Here is an 18909-nt window from a genome sequence, read left to right on the forward strand (position 1 = left end):
CCAGGTCATGAGGTGTCGAATGGTTGCTTCTCCCCATCCGTTAGAACGTTTATTTCCTTAAGATTGGTCGCTATTCCTCCACCGAATATCCATAGCGTCAAATGGCGAAATACAGCAGTTAGTGACGCTGCAAGAGTGTCGAAATCGTCGCTTTTACAGCCATTACAGCTGTTTTCTTCAACTAAGCTTCCCTCCGAACACCCATTCCTGCTGCTCTGCCGCCGTCTTGCGCCGCCGTTCTCCGGCTTTAGAATCGACGCCAGAACTTACTCATTTCCTGTCGATTACGGAGTTTCGAAGATGATGAATGCCATGCAGATGCCAATGAACACCGCCATGCCAATGATGCCGATGATGGGCATGCCGATGATGATGGCCACCATGAAATGCGAAATGGCCGCGGACGCCATGATGTGCACCATGAAGCCGGCCGCCGGCATGGACATGGCTCAGTTCAAGACCAACGCCGAAATGATGGCGATGATGATGAACTGCGGCATGCCGATGATGATGCAGTGCGCCAATATGTCGATGATGTGCATGTCGGCCGATGCCATGGCCATGATGACGGGCATGAACATGATGCCGATGATGGGCATGCCAATGCCGATGATGAAGTGCGTGATGGAATGCACGCTGATGGGTGACAGCATGATGTGCAAAATGATGCCAATGCCGGGCATGAGCATGGACATGATGAAAAACTGCTGCATGCTGATGAACAAAATGATGAACGACTGCGCCATGCCGATGATGATGAGCTGCAACGGCATGCCGATGATGTGCTGTACCTGCTGATAGGTCCGGCGCAATAAAAAACGCCCCGATTATTCGGGGCGTTTTGCATTTCAATCCAGGTCAATCCAGGCGCTCGGGGTAAGTGATCACCAGGAAGGCCACTGCCTCGCTGTCTGCCGGGTTGCGGTAGCGGTGGGGCTGATCGGCGTAGAACAAGATCGAGTCGCCGGTTGAAAGGAGGTAGCGCTCATCGTTGACGCTGACTTCCAACACCCCTTGGGCCACCACTAGGTTTTCCTGGATACCGGGCCCGTGGCCTTCGGAAATCTCCTCGCCCAGCGCCCGCAGGCGGATCTCGTAAAACTCTGACTGGCGCGCCGTATCATAGGGAAACAACGCTCGGCTGATAAACGCACCATCGGCACTGACCAGGCGCTTGCTCTGTTGCGCCGGAAGCACCTCCACCCCTTCAAACGCGCGGTCCTCCAGAAACGCTGCCACCGATACCTTCAAACCCTTGGCAATCTTGCACAGAACCTTGATCGACGGCACGCTGCGCCCGGATTCGATCTGCGCCAGCATCGCTCGGCTCACGCCACAGGCGCGCGCCAACCCGTCCAGGGACAAATGGCGCTTGCTGCGCAGGCGTTGCAGGTTGTGGGCGACGCACTGGCTGATTACATCGTCGTCAGTGCCGGGCTTGGGCAGCGGTTCAGGTGGTTCTGGAATCACGTGCAGGAAATTCATCGGCCTTACGCCCGGCGGGTATCGCTGGACGTGGCGGCCTGAGCGGTAAACACCGCCAGCCCGGCACGCGCTGCGTACATCGCCCACATCAACTCGGCCGCTGCACGCGCTTGGCGGCGTTTACGGTGGAGAGTGAAGTCGATGACGGTGGCGGATACTTGCATGGGGGCGATCTCTGGGTACGTGGGTGACTCAGTGACTCCACAGTAATGCGTGGCGGTTATTTCTTTAAATACTGAGTTTGCATGTGGTAATTCGATTTCGGACTTAGCAAAGAATTCCGGTCCGACGCTGTTGTAGGAAGGGTCTGGTCCGTTAATAAGGAGTGACCTGGCGGGCGTCCCAGCCTTCCCACCACGTGCCCCCCGAATTCCAAGGACCTGCCTGATGCTGTTGCGCCACCCTCCGTTGCTGTTTGCCGCCCTGACGTTAAGCTCGCTGGTGCACGCCGAAGACCTGCAATTGGCCCCGGTCGAAGTCACCAGCAGCGAAGCCAGTGCGGGTGAAGTGGCTGAGGCGCAGCTCAAGAGCGTGCCCGGCGGCACCAACTACATCGACATGAATAGTGTGCAGCAGGGGCGGGTGAGCACCAACGAAGACGTGTTCAAGTACCAGGCCGGGGTATACGCCAAGGCGGCGAACAACGAAGGGGTGAAACTCTCGATTCGCGGTTCGGGCCTGAACCGCAGCCCCGGTTCCCATGCCTCCGGTCTATACGAAATGTTCGATGGCCTGCCGCTGACCGGCCCCGGCGGCACACCTTATGAACTGAAAGACCCGTTGTGGCAAAGCCGCGTCGAGGTGCTGCGGGGCGCCAACGGTTTTGACCAGGGTGCCTTGGCCCTCGGCGGCGCCGTCAACTACGTGACGCGCACCGGCTACGACGCACCCAAGCTGCAACTGCGCTATGAAGCGGGCAGCAAAGGCTACGCCCAGCGCGAGATCAGCTCGGGCCAGGTGCTGGGGGACGCTGACTACTACATCAGCCTCACCGACTCCGAGTCCGACGGCTACCAGCGCCAGAGCGCCGGCACCGGCAAGGGCGTGGCCGCCAACTTCGGCTACCGTTTCAACCCGGACCTGGAAACCCGCTTCTATTTCCGCTACCGCGAAACCACCAACGACACCCCTGGCAAACTCACGCGCAGCCAGATCAGCCATGACCCACGTGCGGCCAACAGCCTCAACGCCGCCCGCGATTCCAAGCGCCTGCAACCAGGGTCTACCTGGATCGCCAACAAAACCACCTTGCAGTTGGATGACAATGCCCGGCTCGAAGTCGGCCTGGCGTACCACGACTACCCGATGGACCTGCGCGAAGGCACCAACCGGCTGAAAGTCGCTTACACCGATATCAGCAGTACCCTCAATTACATCCGCCAGGACACGCTGTTCGGCCACGACAGCAAAACCACCGTTGGCCTGCGCACCACCCAGGCGATGCCCAATAACGGCGCTTCGGAATACGTGCGCACGCCGGCCGGCAATACTGCTGGCTACGCGCCCGGCACCAAGACCCGTGACTACAGCTACCTGGGTTCCGACACCGTGCTGCATGTCGGTAACGACCTGGAACTGGTTCCGGATCTGTGGCTGACGACTGGCCTGGCGGCAATCTACACCCGTCGCGAAACCCAGGTCACTTATCCCGAAGGCCAGGCGCCGCTCAGCCAGCATGACTGGGACTACGCCCCGCGCATCGGCCTGCGGTATGACTTCACCCCGCAACTGCAGGTGTATGGCAACCTGAGCCGTTCGGTCGAGCCGCCGCATGCGTGGTCGATGATCTGGGGTTCGAACAAATACTTTCCTAAAAACAGCGGCCCGGCCACCGGCCTGCAGCGCGAAGGCGTGAGCCTGAAAAACCAGACCGCCACCACTTTGGAAATCGGCGGCCGTGGTGACACGTGGCTCGGCCAGTGGGACCTGGCGCTGTACCGCTCCGAAGTACGCCATGAGTTGCTCACAGTGGAAACCCAGGCCCAGACGTCGACCAGCAACGCCATCGTCGCTGAAAACAATGCCAGCCCGACAATTCACCAGGGCGTGGAACTCAGCCTGCTCAGCCCGTTATGGGAAGGCGGCCGCAATGGCCAGCTCACCCTGCGCCAGGCTTACACCTTCAGTGACTTCCACTACCGCGACGATGACCGTTTCGGCGACAACACCTTGCCGGGCATCCCTAAGCATTACTATCAGGCGCAAGTGCGCTACAGCCATCCGACCGGTTTCTACACCAGCCTCAACACCGAGCATTCATCAAGAGTGGCGGTGGACTACGCCAATTCCTACTACGCCGCGTCCTACACCATTCTCGGCGCTACCTTCGGCTACGACGCACCCAAGCAGGATTGGCAAGCTTGGGTCGACCTGCGCAACCTGACCAACCGGCGCTACGCCAATACCGTCACGCCGGGGTATGACGACAAGGGCGTAGACATGGCGCGCTCCACGCCAGCGGACGGCCGTGGCCTCTACACCGGCGTGTCATGGAGCTGGCGCTAAAGGAACGTAATTTTTACAACACCCCCGTTCCACTGTATGAGCCCGGCCTGCCGGCGATAGCGATCTTAAGGGCGCCATCGCCGGCAAGCCGGGCTCCTGCAGTGGGCAGCATCCGACATAGGAGCGGCACTTGCTCCTACACCGTTTTACTGGCATTGTTTGCGCAATTGGCAACTATTCCCATTTGAGATCTTTTTGCGCATGCATGACATTCCGGCCGCGCTGGGCGACTCCGTCCGGCAGCAGACCCTCACGGCGATGTACAGCGAGCACCACGGTTGGTTGCATGGCTGGCTGCGCAAGAAGCTCGGGTGTTCCCAACATGCTGCCGACCTTGCCCATGACGCCTTCATTCGCGTCTTGATGCTGGCCGAACCCCAACAGATCAAAGAGCCGCGTGCATTCCTCGCCACCACGGCAGGGCGGTTACTGATCGATGGCGCCCGTCGTCGTCGCATCGAAAAAGCCTACATGGAAGCCCTGGTGATCCAGAGTGAAGACGCAGGCATGCCCGACCCGGCCGCTATTCATGTGGCGCTGCAAGCCCTGGAACGCATTGCTGAGATGCTTGCCGGATTGCCGGCCAAGGCCCGCGAAGCGTTCCTCTTGAGTCGTCTCGATGGGCTGACCTACAGCGAAATCGCCACACGTCTGGACGTGTCACCCAGCACCGTCAAAAACTACATCTCCAGCGCCCTGGTGCACTGCTACCACAGCCTGCACCCGGCAGACCCGCTGGCATGAGTTCCGAACAGATCATCCAGCAAGCGGCGCAGTGGCTGACCCGCCTGCACGACGAGGGCGTCACCGAAGCCGACCGCCAGGCGTTCAACATCTGGCGGTCGGCCGACCCGCGTCATGCCGTGGCCATCGAACGCATGGGCGCGTTATGGGGCAGCCTCGATACGCTGCCGGCCAAACCCGCACGCATTGCCCTGAACCGCGCATTCGCTCCACGACGCCCACGAGGTGCGCAGGTGGTGGGCTTGCTTGGCATAGTCTTGTGCGGCTGGCTGGGCCTGCAACACCTGCCGGTCTGGATGGCCGACCAGCGCACCGGCGTTGGCGAACGCCGGCAGATCGCCCTCGAAGACGGCAGCCAGTTGCAGCTCAACAGCAATTCCGCGGTGGATGTGAAGTTCGACGGCCATCAACGGGTCATCGAACTGCTGCAGGGCGAGCTCTGGGTGGACGTGGCCAAGGATGCGCAACGGCCTTTCGTGGTGCGTACCGACCAAGGGACGGCCACGGCATTGGGCACGCGTTATCTGGTCAAGCGTGCGGCGGATGGCACCACGGTGGTCACGGTGATCGAGTCCACCGTCGCGGTCAAAGGCGACACCCGCGACGGGGTCAAGGTCACGGCCGGCCAGCGTACGGTCCTCGACCACGGCCGTGCCCAACCGCCGCAAGCCATCGGCAACAGCGACCCGGACGCCTGGACCCGTGGCCTGCTCAAGGTCAATGACCAACCCTTGAGCGAGGTGCTGCAAACCCTCGCCAGCTACCGCCACGGCATGCTGCGCTTCGATCCCCAGGCCTTGCAGAACCTGCGGGTGTCCGGCGTGTTCAAGCTGGACGACACGGCGGCGGCGCTCTCGTCACTGGCTGACAACTTGCCGATCCAGGTGGAGTACTTCACCGACCTGCTGGTGGTGGTCAAGCCGCGCTAGCGTTCGTGCTGGCGTAGACGTTTGTACAGGGTATTGCGGCTCACCCCCAGCTCCCGCGCCAGGTGGGAGATGTTGCCGCCGGCGGCCTTCAAGCGCTGGTTCAGGTCAATGCTGTCATCCAGGTATTCACTGGCGGGCAGCGGCGGCTCCACCTTCAAGTCCACAAAGAAATCATCCGGCAGATGCTCTGCGCGGATCGGTTGTTCTTCGGCCATGGCCAGCGCCACCTGCAACACGCTGCTCACCTGACGCAGATTCCCCGGCCACGGATGCTGCTCGAATAGCGCCAGCACTTCGGCGCTGAGGCCCGCCCATTGAGTCGGCTCGCGGTGCTGCTGCCACAGTTGCTGGAACAGCGCCTGCTTGTCGGTCCGTTCGCGCAACGGGGGCAGTTCCAGGGTCAGGCCGCCGATGCGGTAGTACAAGTCTTCACGGAAACGTCCGGCCTGTACCAGCTCACGCAACGCGCGGTTAGTGGCCGAGATGATGCGCAAGTCCACCGGGAACAATTCGCTGCTGCCCACCGGCTGCACACAGCGTTCCTGCAACACCCGCAGCAAACGGGCCTGGGTCGGCAGGGGCATATCACCGATCTCATCGAGAAACAGCGTGCCTTTGTCGGCCTTGCGGATCAGGCCGATGCTGCCTTTCTGATTGGCGCCGGTAAAGGCGCCTTTTTCGTAGCCGAACAGTTCCGATTCCACCAGTTCGGCGGGAATCGCCGCACAGTTCACCGCGATAAACGCCTTCTGGCTGCGCGAACTGGCCTGGTGCAGAGCTTTGACAAACACTTCCTTGCCCACGCCGGTCTCGCCGTGGATCAGCAGCGGAATGTCCTTCTCCAGTAAACGTTCGGCCTGGCGCACGGCTTTTTCCACGCGCACATCGCCGAAGTGCAGGGTCTTGAGACCGATCGACGCAGGCTTCGGCGGCGTCGGCTCGGTGAACACGCGTGCCTGCACGGGCACCTGCTTGGGGCGTCTCAACAAACATTGGAAACGGTTGCGTCCCGCGGCTTGCAGGGAGAAGGGCAGCCCTTCCGGCTGGTTCAACAACTCCAGCAATGACACCTTGAACAAACTGTCGATCATCACCCGCGACAAGCTGATACCCAGCAGGTTGTCGGCACGCCGGTTGGCCGACAACACCTGGCCGCTCTCATCAAAAATCAACAAGCCCGCCCATTGACTGTCGAGGTTGCTCAGGCCGGTGTTGAAGGTCAGTTGAAAGTGCTCGCCGCGAAACAGGTTGAGGATCAACCGGTTTTCCACGGTCTGGCTCATCATCTTGACCATGCCCAGGGTGTGGGAGGGCGGCAGGTAGCTGTCGCTGGACACATCCAGCACTGCGATGATCTCGCGCTGGGCATCGAAGATCGGCGCCGCCGAGCCGGTCATGAAGCGGTTAGCCTTGAGGAAGTGTTCATCGTGTTCGATATGCACCGCCTGGGCACACGCCAGCGCGGTGCCGATGGCATTGGTGCCGCTGGAGCGCTCCATCCAACTGGCGCCAGGGTTGAAGCCGCGCGCCAGCTTGGGCTCGATAAAACGCTGGGTGCCCCAACTGGTCAGCACCTGGCCCTGGTTGTCGGCCAACATGATCAGGCAATTGGAATTGCTGAGGATGTTTTCGTAGTAGGGCAGCACTTCCTGATGGGTGGTCTGCACCAGCGAATGCTGGCTTTCCAGCAATTGGCTGATGCCCTCGGCAGGGAGTTGGTCGAAGCTGGGCGTGCTCTGGTGATCCAGGCCGAAGGCGCGGCAACGGCGCCAGGATTCCTGGATAAGGGTGTCGTGAGCCAGTGGTTCGGCCATGGTGCGACCTTCATTTTTATTGTTATTGGGCTTGCACAATCTACCTGACGAAACCGGATCAAAATGTGGGAGCGGGCTTGCTCGCGAATGCGTTGGACCAGTCGACCTATGTATTGACTGACACACTGCTTTCGCGAGCAAGCCCGCTCCCACATCTGCCCTGTATCGGTGATGAGAGTGTTGTTCAGAACTGTTCATTGTCAAGGGCCTGAGTGTTCAGTTGTTCAGCCTGTGATGTTCATTTCTGTTCACACCTGAACACCCCGTTTAGCCCATTTCCTTGCACATCAAGCACTTGCCGTTTTGGCACGAAACTCGCTCTGACACCTGGCCAGATTCATTCCAATAATAAAAAGGTCGTGTCATGTCATTGACCCTGGAAAATGTCTCCCGCGTTGTCGAAGGCCAAACCTGGATCGACGACGCCACCCTGCGATTCGAAGCCGGTTCCTTCAACGTCCTGCTCGGCCGCACCCTGTCCGGCAAGACCAGCCTGATGCGCCTGATGGCCGGCCTGGACAAGCCAAACAGCGGCCGCATCCTGATGAACGGCGTGGATGTCACGCAAAAACCGGTGCGCCTGCGCAACGTGTCGATGGTGTACCAGCAGTTCATCAACTACCCGACCATGACCGTGTTCGAGAACATTGCCTCGCCGTTGCGCCAGGCCGGTGTGTCCAACGAGGTGATCCAGGGCAAGGTGCTGGAAACCGCGAAAATGCTGCGCATCGAAAAATTCCTCCAGCGCCACCCGTTGGAACTCTCCGGCGGCCAGCAGCAACGCACGGCCATGGCCCGTGCGCTGGTCAAGGACGCCGAGCTGATCCTGTTCGACGAGCCGCTGGTAAACCTGGACTACAAACTGCGCGAAGAGCTGCGTCAGGAAATGCGCGAGCTGTTCGCCGCGCGCCATACCATTGCCATCTATGCCACCACCGAGCCCAATGAAGCCCTTGCCCTCGGCGGCACCACCACCATCCTGCACGAAGGCCGGGTGATCCAGAGCGGCAAGGCCGCCGAGGTGTATCACCAGCCGCAGACGGTGCTGGCCGCCGAGCTGTTTTCCGAGCCGCCGATCAACCTGATGCCAGGTCGCATCAGTGGCAACGAAGTGAGCTTCGCCAATTTCGTGCACTTCCCGCTGAACGTCGACCTGCGCCCCATTGGCGAAGGCGAGTTCCGTTTCGGCGTACGCCCCAGCCATATCAGTCTGGTGCCGAGTAACGATGACGATCTGGAGCTGGCGGTCACCGTGGAAGTCGCGGAGATCAGCGGTTCGGAAACCTTTCTGCACGTGCGCAGCGAGCATTTCCTGCTGGTGCTGCACCTGCCGGGCGTGCACGAATACGACGTCGACGCGCCGATCCGCGTGTACATCCCTACCCATAAACTGTTTGTGTTCGATGGTCAGGGCCGTTTGGTCCAGGCCCCCGGGCGCCGTGTCGCGAGGGTTGCCTGATGGCCGAGATCCATTTGCAGAACCTGGCACACAGCTACAGCCCTACGCCGAGTGGTCCTGAGGACTACGCCATCCGGGAAATGAACCATGTGTGGGAGCAGGGTGGAGCCTACGCTTTGCTTGGGCCGTCGGGCTGCGGCAAGTCGACCTTGCTCAATATTATCTCCGGCCTGCTCAGCCCGTCCGAAGGCCAAGTGTTGTTCGACACCAAAGTCGTGAACGACCTCACCCCGGAAAAACGCAACATCGCCCAGGTGTTCCAGTTTCCGGTGGTGTACGACACCATGACGGTGTTCGACAACCTGGCGTTCCCGCTGCGTAACCAGGGCATGGCCGAGGCGAAAATTCACAGCAAGGTGCAGGAAATTGCCGAGGTCCTCGACCTGCAAAACCTGCTGACTAAAAAGGCCCGCAACCTCACCGCCGACGAAAAGCAGAAGGTCTCCATGGGCCGTGGGCTGGTGCGTGACGACGTGTCGGCGATCCTCTTTGACGAACCGCTGACCGTGATCGACCCGCACCTAAAGTGGAAACTGCGGCGCAAGCTCAAGCAGATCCACGAGCAGTTCAACATCACCATGGTCTACGTCACCCACGACCAGTTGGAGGCCTCGACCTTCGCCGACAAAATCGCGGTGATGTACGGCGGGCAGATCGTGCAATTCGGCACGCCGCGTGACCTGTTCGAGCGGCCTAGCCACACCTTTGTCGGCTATTTCATCGGCAGTCCTGGGATGAATCTGATCGAGGTGCAGGCGGAGGCGGGCGGGGTGCGCTTTGCCGGCACCCATCTGCCGTTGTCCGAGGCGCTGCAGCAACGCATTGCCAGCACCGACTACAAGAAACTGCAGGTCGGCATCCGCCCGGAATTCATCCACGTGTGGGACGAGCACAATCCCGACGCCCTGCAGGCCGATGTCACACACCTGGAAGACCTTGGCACCTACAAAATCATCACTCTCAGCCTGGATGGCGCGTTGCTCAAGGTGCGCCTGGCCGAAGACAAACCGGTGCCCGAAGGCAAGGCCTCCATCAGCTTTCCCGCGCAGTGGCTGATGGTGTACGCCGACGATTACCTGCTGGAGGTGCAGCCATGAACAAGGTGCAGAACAACAAGGCCTGGTGGCTGGTGTTGCCGGTATTCCTGCTGGTGGCATTCAGTGCGGTGATCCCGATGATGACTGTGGTCAACTACTCGGTGCAGGACATCTTTGACCAGTCCAGCCGCTACTTTGTCGGCGCCGACTGGTACAAGCAGGTGCTGCTTGACCCGCGTCTGCACGACTCGCTGCTGCGCCAGTTCATCTACTCGGCCTGTGTGCTGCTGATCGAAATTCCGCTGGGCATCGCCATCGCCCTGACCATGCCGACCAAGGGCCGCTGGTCGTCGCTGGTGCTGATCATTCTCGCGATTCCGCTGCTGATCCCTTGGAACGTGGTGGGTACGATCTGGCAGATTTTTGGCCGCGCCGATATCGGTTTGCTGGGATACAGCCTCAACGCCTTGGGCATCAGCTACAACTACGCGGCCAACACCATGGACGCCTGGGTCACGGTGCTGGTAATGGATGTATGGCACTGGACGTCGCTGGTGGCGCTGCTCTGCTACTCCGGACTACGCGCGATTCCGGACGTGTACTACCAGGCTGCGCGGATTGATCGGGCATCGCCTTGGGCGGTGTTCCGACATATCCAGTTGCCGAAGATGAAAAGCGTGCTGCTGATCGCGGTGATGCTGCGCTTCATGGACAGCTTCATGATCTATACCGAGCCGTTCGTCCTCACCGGCGGCGGGCCGGGTAACGCCACCACGTTCCTGAGTCAGACGTTGACCCAGATGGCTGTAGGCCAATTCGACTTGGGCCCGGCGGCGGCTTTCTCGCTGGTGTATTTCCTGATCATCCTGTTGGTGTCCTGGCTGTTCTACACCGCCATGACCCACTCCGACGCCAACCGCTGAGGCCGCCAACATGAGCAAGCGCAAGGTTATTCCGCTGCTGATCTACATCCTGTTCCTGCTGGTGCCGATCTACTGGCTGCTGAACATGTCCTTCAAGAGCAACACCGAAATCCTCGGCGGGCTGACGCTGTTTCCGCAGGATTTCACCTTGGCCAACTACAAGGTGATCTTCACCGACCCGAGCTGGTACACCGGTTACCTCAACTCGCTGTACTACGTAAGCCTGAACACGGTGATCTCCCTGAGCGTGGCGCTGCCGGCGGCCTACGCGTTTTCGCGCTACCGTTTCCTGGGTGACAAGCACCTGTTCTTCTGGCTGCTGACCAACCGCATGGCGCCGCCGGCGGTGTTTCTGCTGCCGTTCTTCCAGCTGTATTCGTCGATTGGTCTGTTTGATACCCATATCGCCGTAGCCCTGGCCCATTGCCTGTTCAACGTGCCGTTGGCGGTGTGGATCCTCGAAGGTTTCATGTCCGGAGTGCCCAAGGAAATCGACGAAACCGCCTACATCGACGGCTACTCGTTTCCCAAGTTCTTCGTGAAGATATTCATCCCGTTGATTGGCTCCGGCATCGGGGTGACCGCGTTTTTCTGCTTCATGTTTTCCTGGGTCGAACTGCTGCTGGCGCGCACCCTGACCTCGGTCAACGCCAAGCCCATCGCGGCAGTAATGACGCGCACGGTCTCGGCGTCGGGTATCGATTGGGGCGTGCTGGCGGCGGCGGGGGTGTTGACTATCCTTCCCGGCATGCTGGTGATCTGGTTTGTTCGCAACCACGTGGCCAAGGGCTTTGCCCTGGGCCGGGTCTGAGGAGTCGATGATGGAATGGATGGCCTGGACCACCCCCACCGCGCTGTTCTTTAGTGCCATAGCCCTGATCCTCGCGGGCATGACCACCTGGGAATTGCGTTCGCCGAGCATTCCTCGGCGCGGTTTGTTACCGATCAGCACCACCCGTGGTGATCGTTTGTTTATCGGTCTTCTCGGCAGCGCCTACCTGCATTTACTGGTCATTGGCGCTACCGACTGGAGCATCTGGGTGGCGTCCGCGCTCTCCCTGGTATGGCTGTTGAGTGTGATGCGTTGGGGCTGATGCCCTTGTGAATAAACAACCTGGAGGTCTCTATGTTGAATAAGAACAATAAGCTGCGACATAGCATTTCATTGGCCGCCGTACTGGCCCTCAGCGGTTTGAGCGCTTCGGCCTGGGCCGATGCGTACGAAGATGCCGCGAAAAAATGGATCGGCAGCGAATTCAAACCGTCCACCCTCACGGCTGAACAGCAGCTTGAGGAACTCAAGTGGTTTATCAAGGCGTCGGAACCGTTCCGTGGGATGAAGATCAACGTGGTGTCGGAAACCCTCACCACCCACGAGTACGAGTCTAAGGTGCTGGCCAAGGCCTTCAGCGAAATCACGGGGATCAAGCTGACCCACGACCTGCTGCAGGAAGGCGACGTGGTGGAGAAGCTGCAAACCCAGATGCAGTCCGACAAGAACATTTATGACGGCTGGGTCAATGACTCGGACCTGATCGGTACGCACTTTCGCTACGGCAAGACTGAATCCATCACCGACCTGATGGCCAACGAAGGCAAGGACTTCACCTCGCCGACCCTGGATATCAAGGACTTTATCGGTATCTCCTTTACCACCGCGCCGGACGGCAAGATCTACCAGCTACCCGACCAGCAGTTCGCCAACCTGTACTGGTTCCGCGCCGATTGGTTTGAGCGCGCGGACCTGAAAGCCAAGTTCAAGGAAAAGTACGGTTATGAACTCGGCGTGCCGGTGAACTGGTCGGCGTATGAAGACATCGCCAAGTTCTTCAGCGAAGACGTCAAGGAAATCGACGGCAAGCGCGTGTACGGGCACATGGACTACGGCAAGAAAGACCCGTCCCTGGGCTGGCGCTTCACCGATGCCTGGTTCTCCATGGCCGGTGGTGGCGACAAGGGCCTGCCGAACGGCTTGCCGGTGGACGAGTGGGGCATTCGCGTGGAGGACTGCCACCCGGTCGGCTCCAGCGTCACCCGCGGCGGCGACACCAACGGCCCAGCCGCCGTGTACGCCACCCAGAAATACGTGGACTGGATGAAAGCCTACGCGCCACCGGAGGCGGCGGGCATGACCTTCTCCGAATCAGGCCCGGTGCCGTCCCAAGGCAACATCGCCCAGCAGATCTTCTGGTACACCGCGTTTACCGCCGACATGGTCAAGCCGGGCTTGCCGGTGGTGAATGCCGACGGCACGCCGAAGTGGCGCATGGCGCCGTCGCCGGTAGGACCGTACTGGGAAAAGGGCATGAAGAAGGGCTATCAGGACGTAGGATCCTGGACCTTCCTCAAGTCGACGCCTGAGAAGCAGAAACTCGCGGCCTGGCTCTACGCGCAGTTCGTGACCTCGAAAACCGTCTCGCTGAAGAAGACCATCGTCGGCCTGACGCCGATCCGTGAGTCTGACATCAACTCCCAGGCCATGACCGACATGGCGCCGAAACTGGGTGGCCTGGTGGAGTTCTATCGCAGCCCGGCCCGTACCGAATGGTCGCCGACCGGCACCAACGTGCCCGACTATCCACGCCTGGCACAACTGTGGTGGAGCAACATCGCGGCGGCCGCCAGCGGCGAGAAAACCCCGCAGCAGGCGCTGGACAACCTGGCCAAGGAACAGGACGCCATCATGACGCGCCTGGAACGCTCCAAGGTGCAACCGGTGTGCGGCCCGAAAATGAACCCAGAGCGTGACGCGCAATACTGGTTCGACCAGCCGGGCGCGCCGAAACCGAAACTGGCCAACGAAAAGCCGAAAGGCGAGACCGTGGCTTACGGCGACTTGCTTAAACAGTGGGAGGCGGCGCGCAAGTAACGCATTGAGTCATTGACGCTGAACCTGTGGTGAGGGAGCAAGCTCCCTCGCCACATCAGCTTCGCGCCGCCGCCAAGATTCGCGCCGTGTCCCGTGCCGGCGGCAACCCGAACACCCGCGCATAATCCCGGCTGAACTGGGTCGCGCTTTCATACCCCACCTCAAATGCCGCACTGGTCACGCTGCTGGCGCTGGCCACCATCAACGTGCGCGCCTGCAACAGCCGCACGCGTTTCTGGTACTGCAACGGGCTCAGGTTGGTCACCGCCTTGAAGTGCCGGTGAAATGCCGAAACGCTCATTGCAGCCTTCTGCGCCAACGCCTCCACACGAATCGGCTCGGCATAGTCGCGCCGGATCCACTGGATCGCCCGGCTGACCCGCGCCATGGCGGTGTCCGGTGCGGCAATCTCGCGCAACATCCAGCCGTGAGGGCCTTGCAGCACGTGGTAGAGGATTTCCCGTTCGTACGCGGGCGCCAAGGCGGCAATCGCCACCGGGTCGCCCATCAGGCGCAGCATGCGCACCCAGGCATCCATCAAGGCGGGCGTGACGGCTGCCACGGAGAAACCGGCTTCCTGTTCGCACCGTCCGTTGGGTGCCGGCAGGTCATTGAGCAGGGTGGTCAGCACGGTCGGGTCAAGCGTCAGGCTCACCGCCAGGTAGGGCTCGCCCGTGATCGCCGGGTTCACCACGCCGACTGCGGGCAACTCGATGGACATCACAAAATAGGTCGCCGGGTCGTAATGCAGCGTGCGGTCGCCCACGGTCATGCACTTACTGCCCTGCAGGATCAGGTTGATCATCGGGTCATACACCGCCGCCAGCATATGCTCGGGAATCGCCCCCTGGACCATCGCCACGCGGGGAATGCCGGTCTCGGTGCGGCGGTTTTCGGCCTTGGCGGCCAAGGCGCGCAATTCGATCAATTGAGTATTCATGGCGGCCATGCTGTGCCTTCCGTTGAGCGTCGTGCAAGCAAAAAGCAGAAACAGGCAGGATTGGAGTAGGAACGGCTGCGTCGAAGAGTAGGGCGATGGCTACTGTGGTCACTCAACTTTTCAGCAGTGGAGCAGGCCATGGGCGTTATCGTGATTACCGGAGGCAGCCGTGGGATCGGTGCCAGTACCGCCGAGCTGTGTGCACGTCAGGGGCATGGGGTGATCCTGACGTACAACCGCAACCCGGCCGCGGCACTGGCGGTGGTCCAGCGCATCGAGGCCAGCGGCGGCAAAGCCGTGGCGCTGGAATTGGATGTTGCCGCTGTCAGCACGTTCGCGGCATTTCGTGATGCCGTGACGCATGCCTTGCAGGCCACCTGGGGCGCGGGCACCTTGAGCGGCCTGGTGAACAACGCCGGCTATGGTTTGTTCAACCCCCTTGAGTCGGTGACCGAGGCGCAATTCGACGGCCTGTTCAACGTGCACCTCAAGGGCCCGTTTTTCCTGACCCAAACCCTGCTGCCGCTGCTGGAAGAACACGCCAGCATCGTCAACCTCACCAGCGCCACTACCCGTGTGGCGACGGCGGGCGTCGCGCCTTACGCGGCGTTCAAGGGCGGCCTGGATGTGCTCACGCGTTACATGGCCAAGGAATTCGGTGAACGACGTATCCGCGCCAATGCCGTATCCCCCGGAGCCATTCGCACCGAACTGGGCGGCGGCTTGAACGATGAATTCGAAGCGCTGCTGGCCGGGCAAACCGCCCTCGGCCGTGTAGGCGAACCGGAAGACGTGGCGCGGGTTATCGCCTTGTTGCTGTCGGAAGAAGGCCGCTGGATCAATGCTCAGACCGTCGAGGTCGCGGGCGGCTACATCATCTGAATCAGGAGGCTCCACCATGCTCGATCATCTGTTTATTTCGGTGAGCGATATCCAACGCTCGATCCGCTTCTACGAAGCCACCCTGACGCCCCTCGGCATCACCGCGCGGCATGACTACGACGGCAAGGACGGCCCGCCCGGCCACCCGGACCTGAAGGGCTTTGGCGCCAATGGCCGGATGTTCTTCTGGCTGCGCGAAGGCGTGGTGGAAGGGCGAGCGGTGCATGTGGGCTTCGTCGCCAATAACCGCGCCGAGGTGGACAACGCCTACGCCGCCGCCCTGGCCAACGGCGCCACCGACAATGGCGCACCGGGCGTACGTCTGCACTATGACCCCAACTACTACGCGGCCAACGTGCTTGACCCGGACGGCTACAGCCTCGAATTCGTCTACAAGAACTGGCAGCACACCTCATGAAAACCCTGATGATCTACGGCGCCACCGGCTACACCGGACGTATGGCGGCGCACCACGCGAAAACCCTGGGTCTCAACCTGGTATTGGCCGGCCGCAACGCCGAGCGCCTGGCATCCCTGGCGGTTGAGTTGGACGCGCCGTACCGCGTATTCACGGCAGATACCGCCCAGTTGGAAGGCATCGACGTGCTGCTCAACTTTGCCGGGCCGTTCGCCCAGACCGCCGCAGCGCTGATGCGCGCTTGTATTGCCAATGGCACCGACTACTTGGACATCACCGCCGAAATCAACGTGTACCGCCTTGCCGAACAACTGGGCGCCGAAGCGGACGTGATGTTGCTGCCCGGCGTGGGCTGGGACGTGGTGCCCACCGACTGCCTGGCCATGCACGTCGCCAGCCGTGTGCAACAGCCGCAGTCGATAAAAATCGCCTTGCAGGTGCCTGGCGCTATGTCGCGTGGTTCGGCCATGAGTGTCAGCGAGATCCTCGGTGCAGGCGTGATGGCACGCATCGATGGCGAACTGGTCGCCGCACCGGACGCCCAGCCTCAGCACCTGGACTTTGGCGACGGACCGGCACTGTGCGCGCCGTTGTCGTTTGGTGACTTGGTGACCGCCTGGCACTCCAGTGCCATCCCGACGATCGCCATGTTTGTGCACATCACCGGCGAAGCCTTTCCTGAGGGCGACCTGTCGCTGCTGCCCGATGGTCCTACACAGGCTCAACGTGACGCCCACCGCGCGCGCGCCGTGGCCGAAGTCACCGGCATCGACGGCTCGGTGGCGCGCTCGGTCATCGAGACCATCAACGGCTACAGCTACACCCCACTGGCCGCCGTGGAAGCTGCACGCCGTGTGCTCGGTGGCGAACGCCGGGCCGGTTTCGAAACCCCGGCCAAACTGTTCGGCATGGGCTTTGCCCAGACGATTGCCGGTACGCAGATCATTGATTACTAACGCCACAGGAATTGCACCCATGACGTCTACTGAGTTTCAAACCACCGCCGACACGTGAACACCCCGTGCTGGAAGGCTGCGACACCATCGTCGCCGCGCTGTCGGGGGCGCTCAGCCAGCTCGATACCACGCACTCCGTGAGTAACGCGCGAGTGACACTGGAAGGGGGCAGCGCCCGCCTGGACGCCTTGGTGGAGGCGCAGTATGTGCCGCAAAGCGACCCATCGCGGCACGATGAAGAGCCGTTATGACGTTGAGCTGGTCAGGGAGGCAAGCGTCTGGCTGAGTCGACGGGTGAGGTGGATAACGTCTGGCGCTCCGGTGATCCAAGGGTGCTGGCGGGCGTATAACAGTGTCTCGGATCACAAAGTGACTATTTGCAATAACTTGCAATAACGATGCCCGCGAATGCAAAGCTTACTTGGCGAGGGCCTAGGAGCATTGAATGTGTATTGATTTATGGTCCTGGTTTCTTCCATGCACCTAGCAGTTTGGCTATTGAGTCGGCTGCGTCGTAAATGCTGGGAGGTGGTGAGCTATCGTTGAGGACTTCGGAGAATATCATGTTTTCGAATTTCATGAGTGTTTCGCGCTCCAAGTCCTTGGACTTGGCAGCATAGTCGTGAACAAATGCGCACATTGAACTTCTGAGCTCGAGTTGTGAGATTTGATTTTTCAATACGGTCCAGCGAGAATGAATAAGTCTGAAGTAGTAAATTAATATGATTTCTACTGCAATTGAAAATGTGAGGGTTGTGAGTATCGGCGAGGTTTCTTTTGTTATTCCCGTTATAAGCTGGGCCACCGGCAAGCATAACGCAATGAAACCCACTAATTTCAGCGCGTTTGAGAGCCCTGTTGCCTCTTTGGTCTTGCTCTTAACTATCCTTTCGAATGCGTGGCTAAGTCCAAGATAGTTGTTACCCGAAACCACCTCTTGGTATCGGTTTTCTGCTGCTGTCGAGCGTTTTTCCCACTGATCGAGTTTCGAACCCCAGGCATCGACTTTTTTAGCCGTTGCATCAAGTTCTTTAAAAGGCCTTTCAATTTTTTCGAGATAAATTACATGCGCTATACCGAATATGATTTCATCACTTCTAGAGAGCGGGGTTTCATTGAATTTAGGTCGGGCGTAAAACTGGACGATCGGTGATGAATTAAAGTTAGGGTCGGATCCTAATGCGCTGACATATCGTAGTGTTTTTGCTATTTCAAAGTGGGTGAGTTCTATTGTTGTATCGCTTATGGGGGAGGTTAATAAGTTTTTTATAGTCAGTAGTCGGTCGTCGTAGTAAGTGGATTGCCGTGCGGGAAAGCGAAACTCACGACGATCCATAAGAGTGCTAATGACTTGTTTTGCCATGGTCTGTATGTAGGCGGATGTGTCGTTCTCGCGCAGGTCAAGGTAGTTATTAAGTGTGTTTTTGTATTGTTCAGCTTGCTCGTAAGTTGTGAGCATATATATCCCTATAGTTGTATTCTTCCATTCGCTGGTATGTCGCAATCAATTGATCGCCTGCAGCATTAGGTTTGGCTGCCCTTCCACATCCTTAGCCAACCCACTGGCCAAAAACAGCGGTGCCAGGCGTTTGTGCAGTTGCGGCTCGACAAACTCTTTCACCGTGTCCAGCGCCAGTACACCGCTCAATGGCAATTCCGCCTTGGTGTACGACAACCAGGCTTTCTTCAACGCTTGCAACACATCGCTGCCCGCCGTGGTGGCGAAGCGGCGGTGGGTGGGTTTGCCGTCGAAGGTGAAGGTGTGCTGGAACTCGTAGCCGGTTTCATCACCTTGGCTGGCCGTGCAGCGGATACAGCTGCACGGGCCGTCGCCGAAGGCGCTGCGCAGGTAGGCGTTGAAGTCCACCACGGGTTTGAGTGACAGGCGCTTATCCACCTCGAACAGGTCCCCGGTCATTTTTTCGTCAGTGTTCAACGTCCATTTCCT

The 18909-nt window shown here is 59.9% G+C and carries 20 protein-coding genes; 14 read left to right on the forward strand and 6 right to left on the reverse strand.

Translation table 11 applies throughout. From position 1 onward, the window contains the following. Positions 1–300 precede the first annotated feature (300 nt). A complete protein-coding gene (locus tag EJ576_RS30055; RefSeq protein ID WP_073860010.1) occupies positions 301–798 on the forward strand; it encodes a hypothetical protein in 498 nt (165 codons plus the stop codon). 60 nt (positions 799–858) lie between these two features. Here the strand turns inward: EJ576_RS30055 and EJ576_RS19530 are convergent, their stop codons facing one another. Then, positions 859–1485 carry a helix-turn-helix domain-containing protein gene (locus EJ576_RS19530; RefSeq protein ID WP_122728933.1) on the reverse strand — a complete coding sequence of 209 codons (627 nt, stop codon included), beginning with the start codon at positions 1483–1485 and terminating at the stop codon, positions 859–861. A gap of 5 nt (positions 1486–1490) precedes the next feature. Then, on the reverse strand, positions 1491–1649 hold the full coding sequence (locus EJ576_RS29825) for a hypothetical protein (protein WP_164393835.1): 159 nt from the start codon (positions 1647–1649) through the stop codon (positions 1491–1493). A gap of 223 nt (positions 1650–1872) precedes the next feature. Between EJ576_RS29825 and EJ576_RS19535 the strand changes: the two genes are divergently transcribed. From EJ576_RS19535 to EJ576_RS19545, 3 genes are all read left to right on the forward strand, one after another. Next, entirely contained in the window at positions 1873–3990 is a 2118-nt protein-coding gene (locus tag EJ576_RS19535) for a TonB-dependent receptor domain-containing protein (protein WP_126570898.1), read from the forward strand. 201 nt (positions 3991–4191) lie between these two features. Next, positions 4192–4734, forward strand: coding sequence for a sigma-70 family RNA polymerase sigma factor (locus tag EJ576_RS19540; protein ID WP_028616684.1), 543 nt, complete (start codon positions 4192–4194; stop codon positions 4732–4734). Further along, positions 4731–5663, forward strand: coding sequence for a FecR family protein (locus tag EJ576_RS19545; protein WP_126570899.1), 933 nt, complete (start codon positions 4731–4733; stop codon positions 5661–5663). The genes EJ576_RS19540 and EJ576_RS19545 overlap by 4 nt, the downstream gene beginning before the upstream one ends. Here the strand turns inward: EJ576_RS19545 and EJ576_RS19550 are convergent. After that, positions 5660–7477 carry a sigma-54-dependent Fis family transcriptional regulator gene (locus EJ576_RS19550; RefSeq protein ID WP_028616682.1) on the reverse strand — a complete coding sequence of 606 codons (1818 nt, stop codon included), beginning with the start codon at positions 7475–7477 and terminating at the stop codon, positions 5660–5662. The genes EJ576_RS19545 and EJ576_RS19550 overlap by 4 nt on opposite strands. A 364-nt stretch (positions 7478–7841) precedes the next feature. Between EJ576_RS19550 and EJ576_RS19555 the strand changes: the two genes are divergently transcribed. Genes EJ576_RS19555 through EJ576_RS19580 form a run of 6 tightly spaced genes read left to right on the forward strand, consistent with a single transcriptional unit; the run spans position 7842 to position 13765 of the window. Further along, a complete protein-coding gene (locus EJ576_RS19555; RefSeq protein WP_028616681.1) occupies positions 7842–8936 on the forward strand; it encodes an ABC transporter ATP-binding protein in 1095 nt (364 codons plus the stop codon). Continuing rightward, positions 8936–10033, forward strand: a complete 1098-nt coding sequence (locus EJ576_RS19560; RefSeq protein ID WP_122728925.1) for an ABC transporter ATP-binding protein — start codon at positions 8936–8938, stop codon at positions 10031–10033. Before EJ576_RS19555 ends, EJ576_RS19560 begins: the two co-directional genes overlap by 1 nt. Further along, positions 10030–10896 (forward strand): carbohydrate ABC transporter permease, encoded by an 867-nt coding sequence (locus EJ576_RS19565; protein WP_010209674.1) that lies wholly within the window; start codon positions 10030–10032, stop codon positions 10894–10896. Before EJ576_RS19560 ends, EJ576_RS19565 begins: the two co-directional genes overlap by 4 nt. A gap of 10 nt (positions 10897–10906) precedes the next feature. Further along, entirely contained in the window at positions 10907–11707 is an 801-nt protein-coding gene (locus EJ576_RS19570; RefSeq protein ID WP_003174634.1) for a carbohydrate ABC transporter permease, read from the forward strand. 10 nt (positions 11708–11717) lie between these two features. Further along, complete coding sequence (locus EJ576_RS19575) at positions 11718–11990, forward strand: DUF2160 domain-containing protein (protein WP_123475956.1); 273 nt, start codon at positions 11718–11720, stop codon at positions 11988–11990. A gap of 32 nt (positions 11991–12022) precedes the next feature. After that, positions 12023–13765 carry an ABC transporter substrate-binding protein gene (locus tag EJ576_RS19580; RefSeq protein WP_028616679.1) on the forward strand — a complete coding sequence of 581 codons (1743 nt, stop codon included), beginning with the start codon at positions 12023–12025 and terminating at the stop codon, positions 13763–13765. A 55-nt stretch (positions 13766–13820) separates the two neighbouring features. On the opposite strand, the gene EJ576_RS19585 is transcribed toward EJ576_RS19580, so the two are convergent. Further along, a complete protein-coding gene (locus EJ576_RS19585; RefSeq protein ID WP_178083558.1) occupies positions 13821–14705 on the reverse strand; it encodes an AraC family transcriptional regulator in 885 nt (294 codons plus the stop codon). 138 nt (positions 14706–14843) lie between these two features. Between EJ576_RS19585 and EJ576_RS19590 the strand changes: the two genes are divergently transcribed. From EJ576_RS19590 to EJ576_RS30060, 4 genes are all read left to right on the forward strand, one after another. Continuing rightward, positions 14844–15587, forward strand: a complete 744-nt coding sequence (locus EJ576_RS19590; RefSeq protein WP_122728923.1) for an SDR family NAD(P)-dependent oxidoreductase — start codon at positions 14844–14846, stop codon at positions 15585–15587. A gap of 16 nt (positions 15588–15603) precedes the next feature. After that, a complete protein-coding gene (locus tag EJ576_RS19595) occupies positions 15604–16005 on the forward strand; it encodes a VOC family protein (RefSeq protein WP_126570900.1) in 402 nt (133 codons plus the stop codon). Continuing rightward, on the forward strand, positions 16002–16961 hold the full coding sequence (locus EJ576_RS19600) for a trans-acting enoyl reductase family protein (protein ID WP_126570901.1): 960 nt from the start codon (positions 16002–16004) through the stop codon (positions 16959–16961). The genes EJ576_RS19595 and EJ576_RS19600 overlap by 4 nt, the downstream gene beginning before the upstream one ends. Before the next feature lie 65 nt (positions 16962–17026). Beyond that, a complete protein-coding gene (locus tag EJ576_RS30060; protein ID WP_256656624.1) occupies positions 17027–17212 on the forward strand; it encodes a nuclear transport factor 2 family protein in 186 nt (61 codons plus the stop codon). 206 nt (positions 17213–17418) lie between these two features. On the opposite strand, the gene EJ576_RS19610 is transcribed toward EJ576_RS30060, so the two are convergent. After that, positions 17419–18420, reverse strand: a complete 1002-nt coding sequence (locus tag EJ576_RS19610) for a hypothetical protein (protein ID WP_126570902.1) — start codon at positions 18418–18420, stop codon at positions 17419–17421. A gap of 45 nt (positions 18421–18465) precedes the next feature. Next, complete coding sequence (locus EJ576_RS19615) at positions 18466–18897, reverse strand: hypothetical protein (RefSeq protein WP_126570903.1); 432 nt, start codon at positions 18895–18897, stop codon at positions 18466–18468. Positions 18898–18909: the final 12 nt, after the last annotated feature.

The sequence above is a fragment of the Pseudomonas sp. C 49-2 genome, from assembly GCF_003970195.1.
Taxonomy (GTDB): Bacteria; Pseudomonadota; Gammaproteobacteria; order Pseudomonadales; family Pseudomonadaceae; genus Aquipseudomonas; species Aquipseudomonas canadensis.

What these genes read in the sequence shown, in the direction of transcription:
- EJ576_RS19575 (WP_123475956.1), top strand. Translation starts at nt 11,718, where the DNA reads ATGGAATGGATGGCCTGGACCACCCCCACCGCGCTGTTCTTTAGTGCC.
- EJ576_RS19565 (WP_010209674.1), top strand. Translation starts at nt 10,030, where the DNA reads ATGAACAAGGTGCAGAACAACAAGGCCTGGTGGCTGGTGTTGCCGGTA.
- EJ576_RS19555 (WP_028616681.1), top strand. Translation starts at nt 7,842, where the DNA reads ATGTCATTGACCCTGGAAAATGTCTCCCGCGTTGTCGAAGGCCAAACC.
- EJ576_RS19580 (WP_028616679.1), top strand. Translation starts at nt 12,023, where the DNA reads ATGTTGAATAAGAACAATAAGCTGCGACATAGCATTTCATTGGCCGCC.
- EJ576_RS29825 (WP_164393835.1), bottom strand. Translation starts at nt 1,649, where the DNA reads ATGCAAGTATCCGCCACCGTCATCGACTTCACTCTCCACCGTAAACGC.
- EJ576_RS19585 (WP_178083558.1), bottom strand. Translation starts at nt 14,705, where the DNA reads ATGAATACTCAATTGATCGAATTGCGCGCCTTGGCCGCCAAGGCCGAA.
- EJ576_RS19600 (WP_126570901.1), top strand. Translation starts at nt 16,002, where the DNA reads ATGAAAACCCTGATGATCTACGGCGCCACCGGCTACACCGGACGTATG.
- EJ576_RS30055 (WP_073860010.1), top strand. Translation starts at nt 301, where the DNA reads ATGATGAATGCCATGCAGATGCCAATGAACACCGCCATGCCAATGATG.
- EJ576_RS19550 (WP_028616682.1), bottom strand. Translation starts at nt 7,477, where the DNA reads ATGGCCGAACCACTGGCTCACGACACCCTTATCCAGGAATCCTGGCGC.
- EJ576_RS19590 (WP_122728923.1), top strand. Translation starts at nt 14,844, where the DNA reads ATGGGCGTTATCGTGATTACCGGAGGCAGCCGTGGGATCGGTGCCAGT.
- EJ576_RS19540 (WP_028616684.1), top strand. Translation starts at nt 4,192, where the DNA reads ATGCATGACATTCCGGCCGCGCTGGGCGACTCCGTCCGGCAGCAGACC.
- EJ576_RS19560 (WP_122728925.1), top strand. Translation starts at nt 8,936, where the DNA reads ATGGCCGAGATCCATTTGCAGAACCTGGCACACAGCTACAGCCCTACG.
- EJ576_RS19545 (WP_126570899.1), top strand. Translation starts at nt 4,731, where the DNA reads ATGAGTTCCGAACAGATCATCCAGCAAGCGGCGCAGTGGCTGACCCGC.
- EJ576_RS19530 (WP_122728933.1), bottom strand. Translation starts at nt 1,485, where the DNA reads ATGAATTTCCTGCACGTGATTCCAGAACCACCTGAACCGCTGCCCAAG.
- EJ576_RS19535 (WP_126570898.1), top strand. Translation starts at nt 1,873, where the DNA reads ATGCTGTTGCGCCACCCTCCGTTGCTGTTTGCCGCCCTGACGTTAAGC.
- EJ576_RS19595 (WP_126570900.1), top strand. Translation starts at nt 15,604, where the DNA reads ATGCTCGATCATCTGTTTATTTCGGTGAGCGATATCCAACGCTCGATC.
- EJ576_RS19570 (WP_003174634.1), top strand. Translation starts at nt 10,907, where the DNA reads ATGAGCAAGCGCAAGGTTATTCCGCTGCTGATCTACATCCTGTTCCTG.
- EJ576_RS19610 (WP_126570902.1), bottom strand. Translation starts at nt 18,420, where the DNA reads ATGCTCACAACTTACGAGCAAGCTGAACAATACAAAAACACACTTAAT.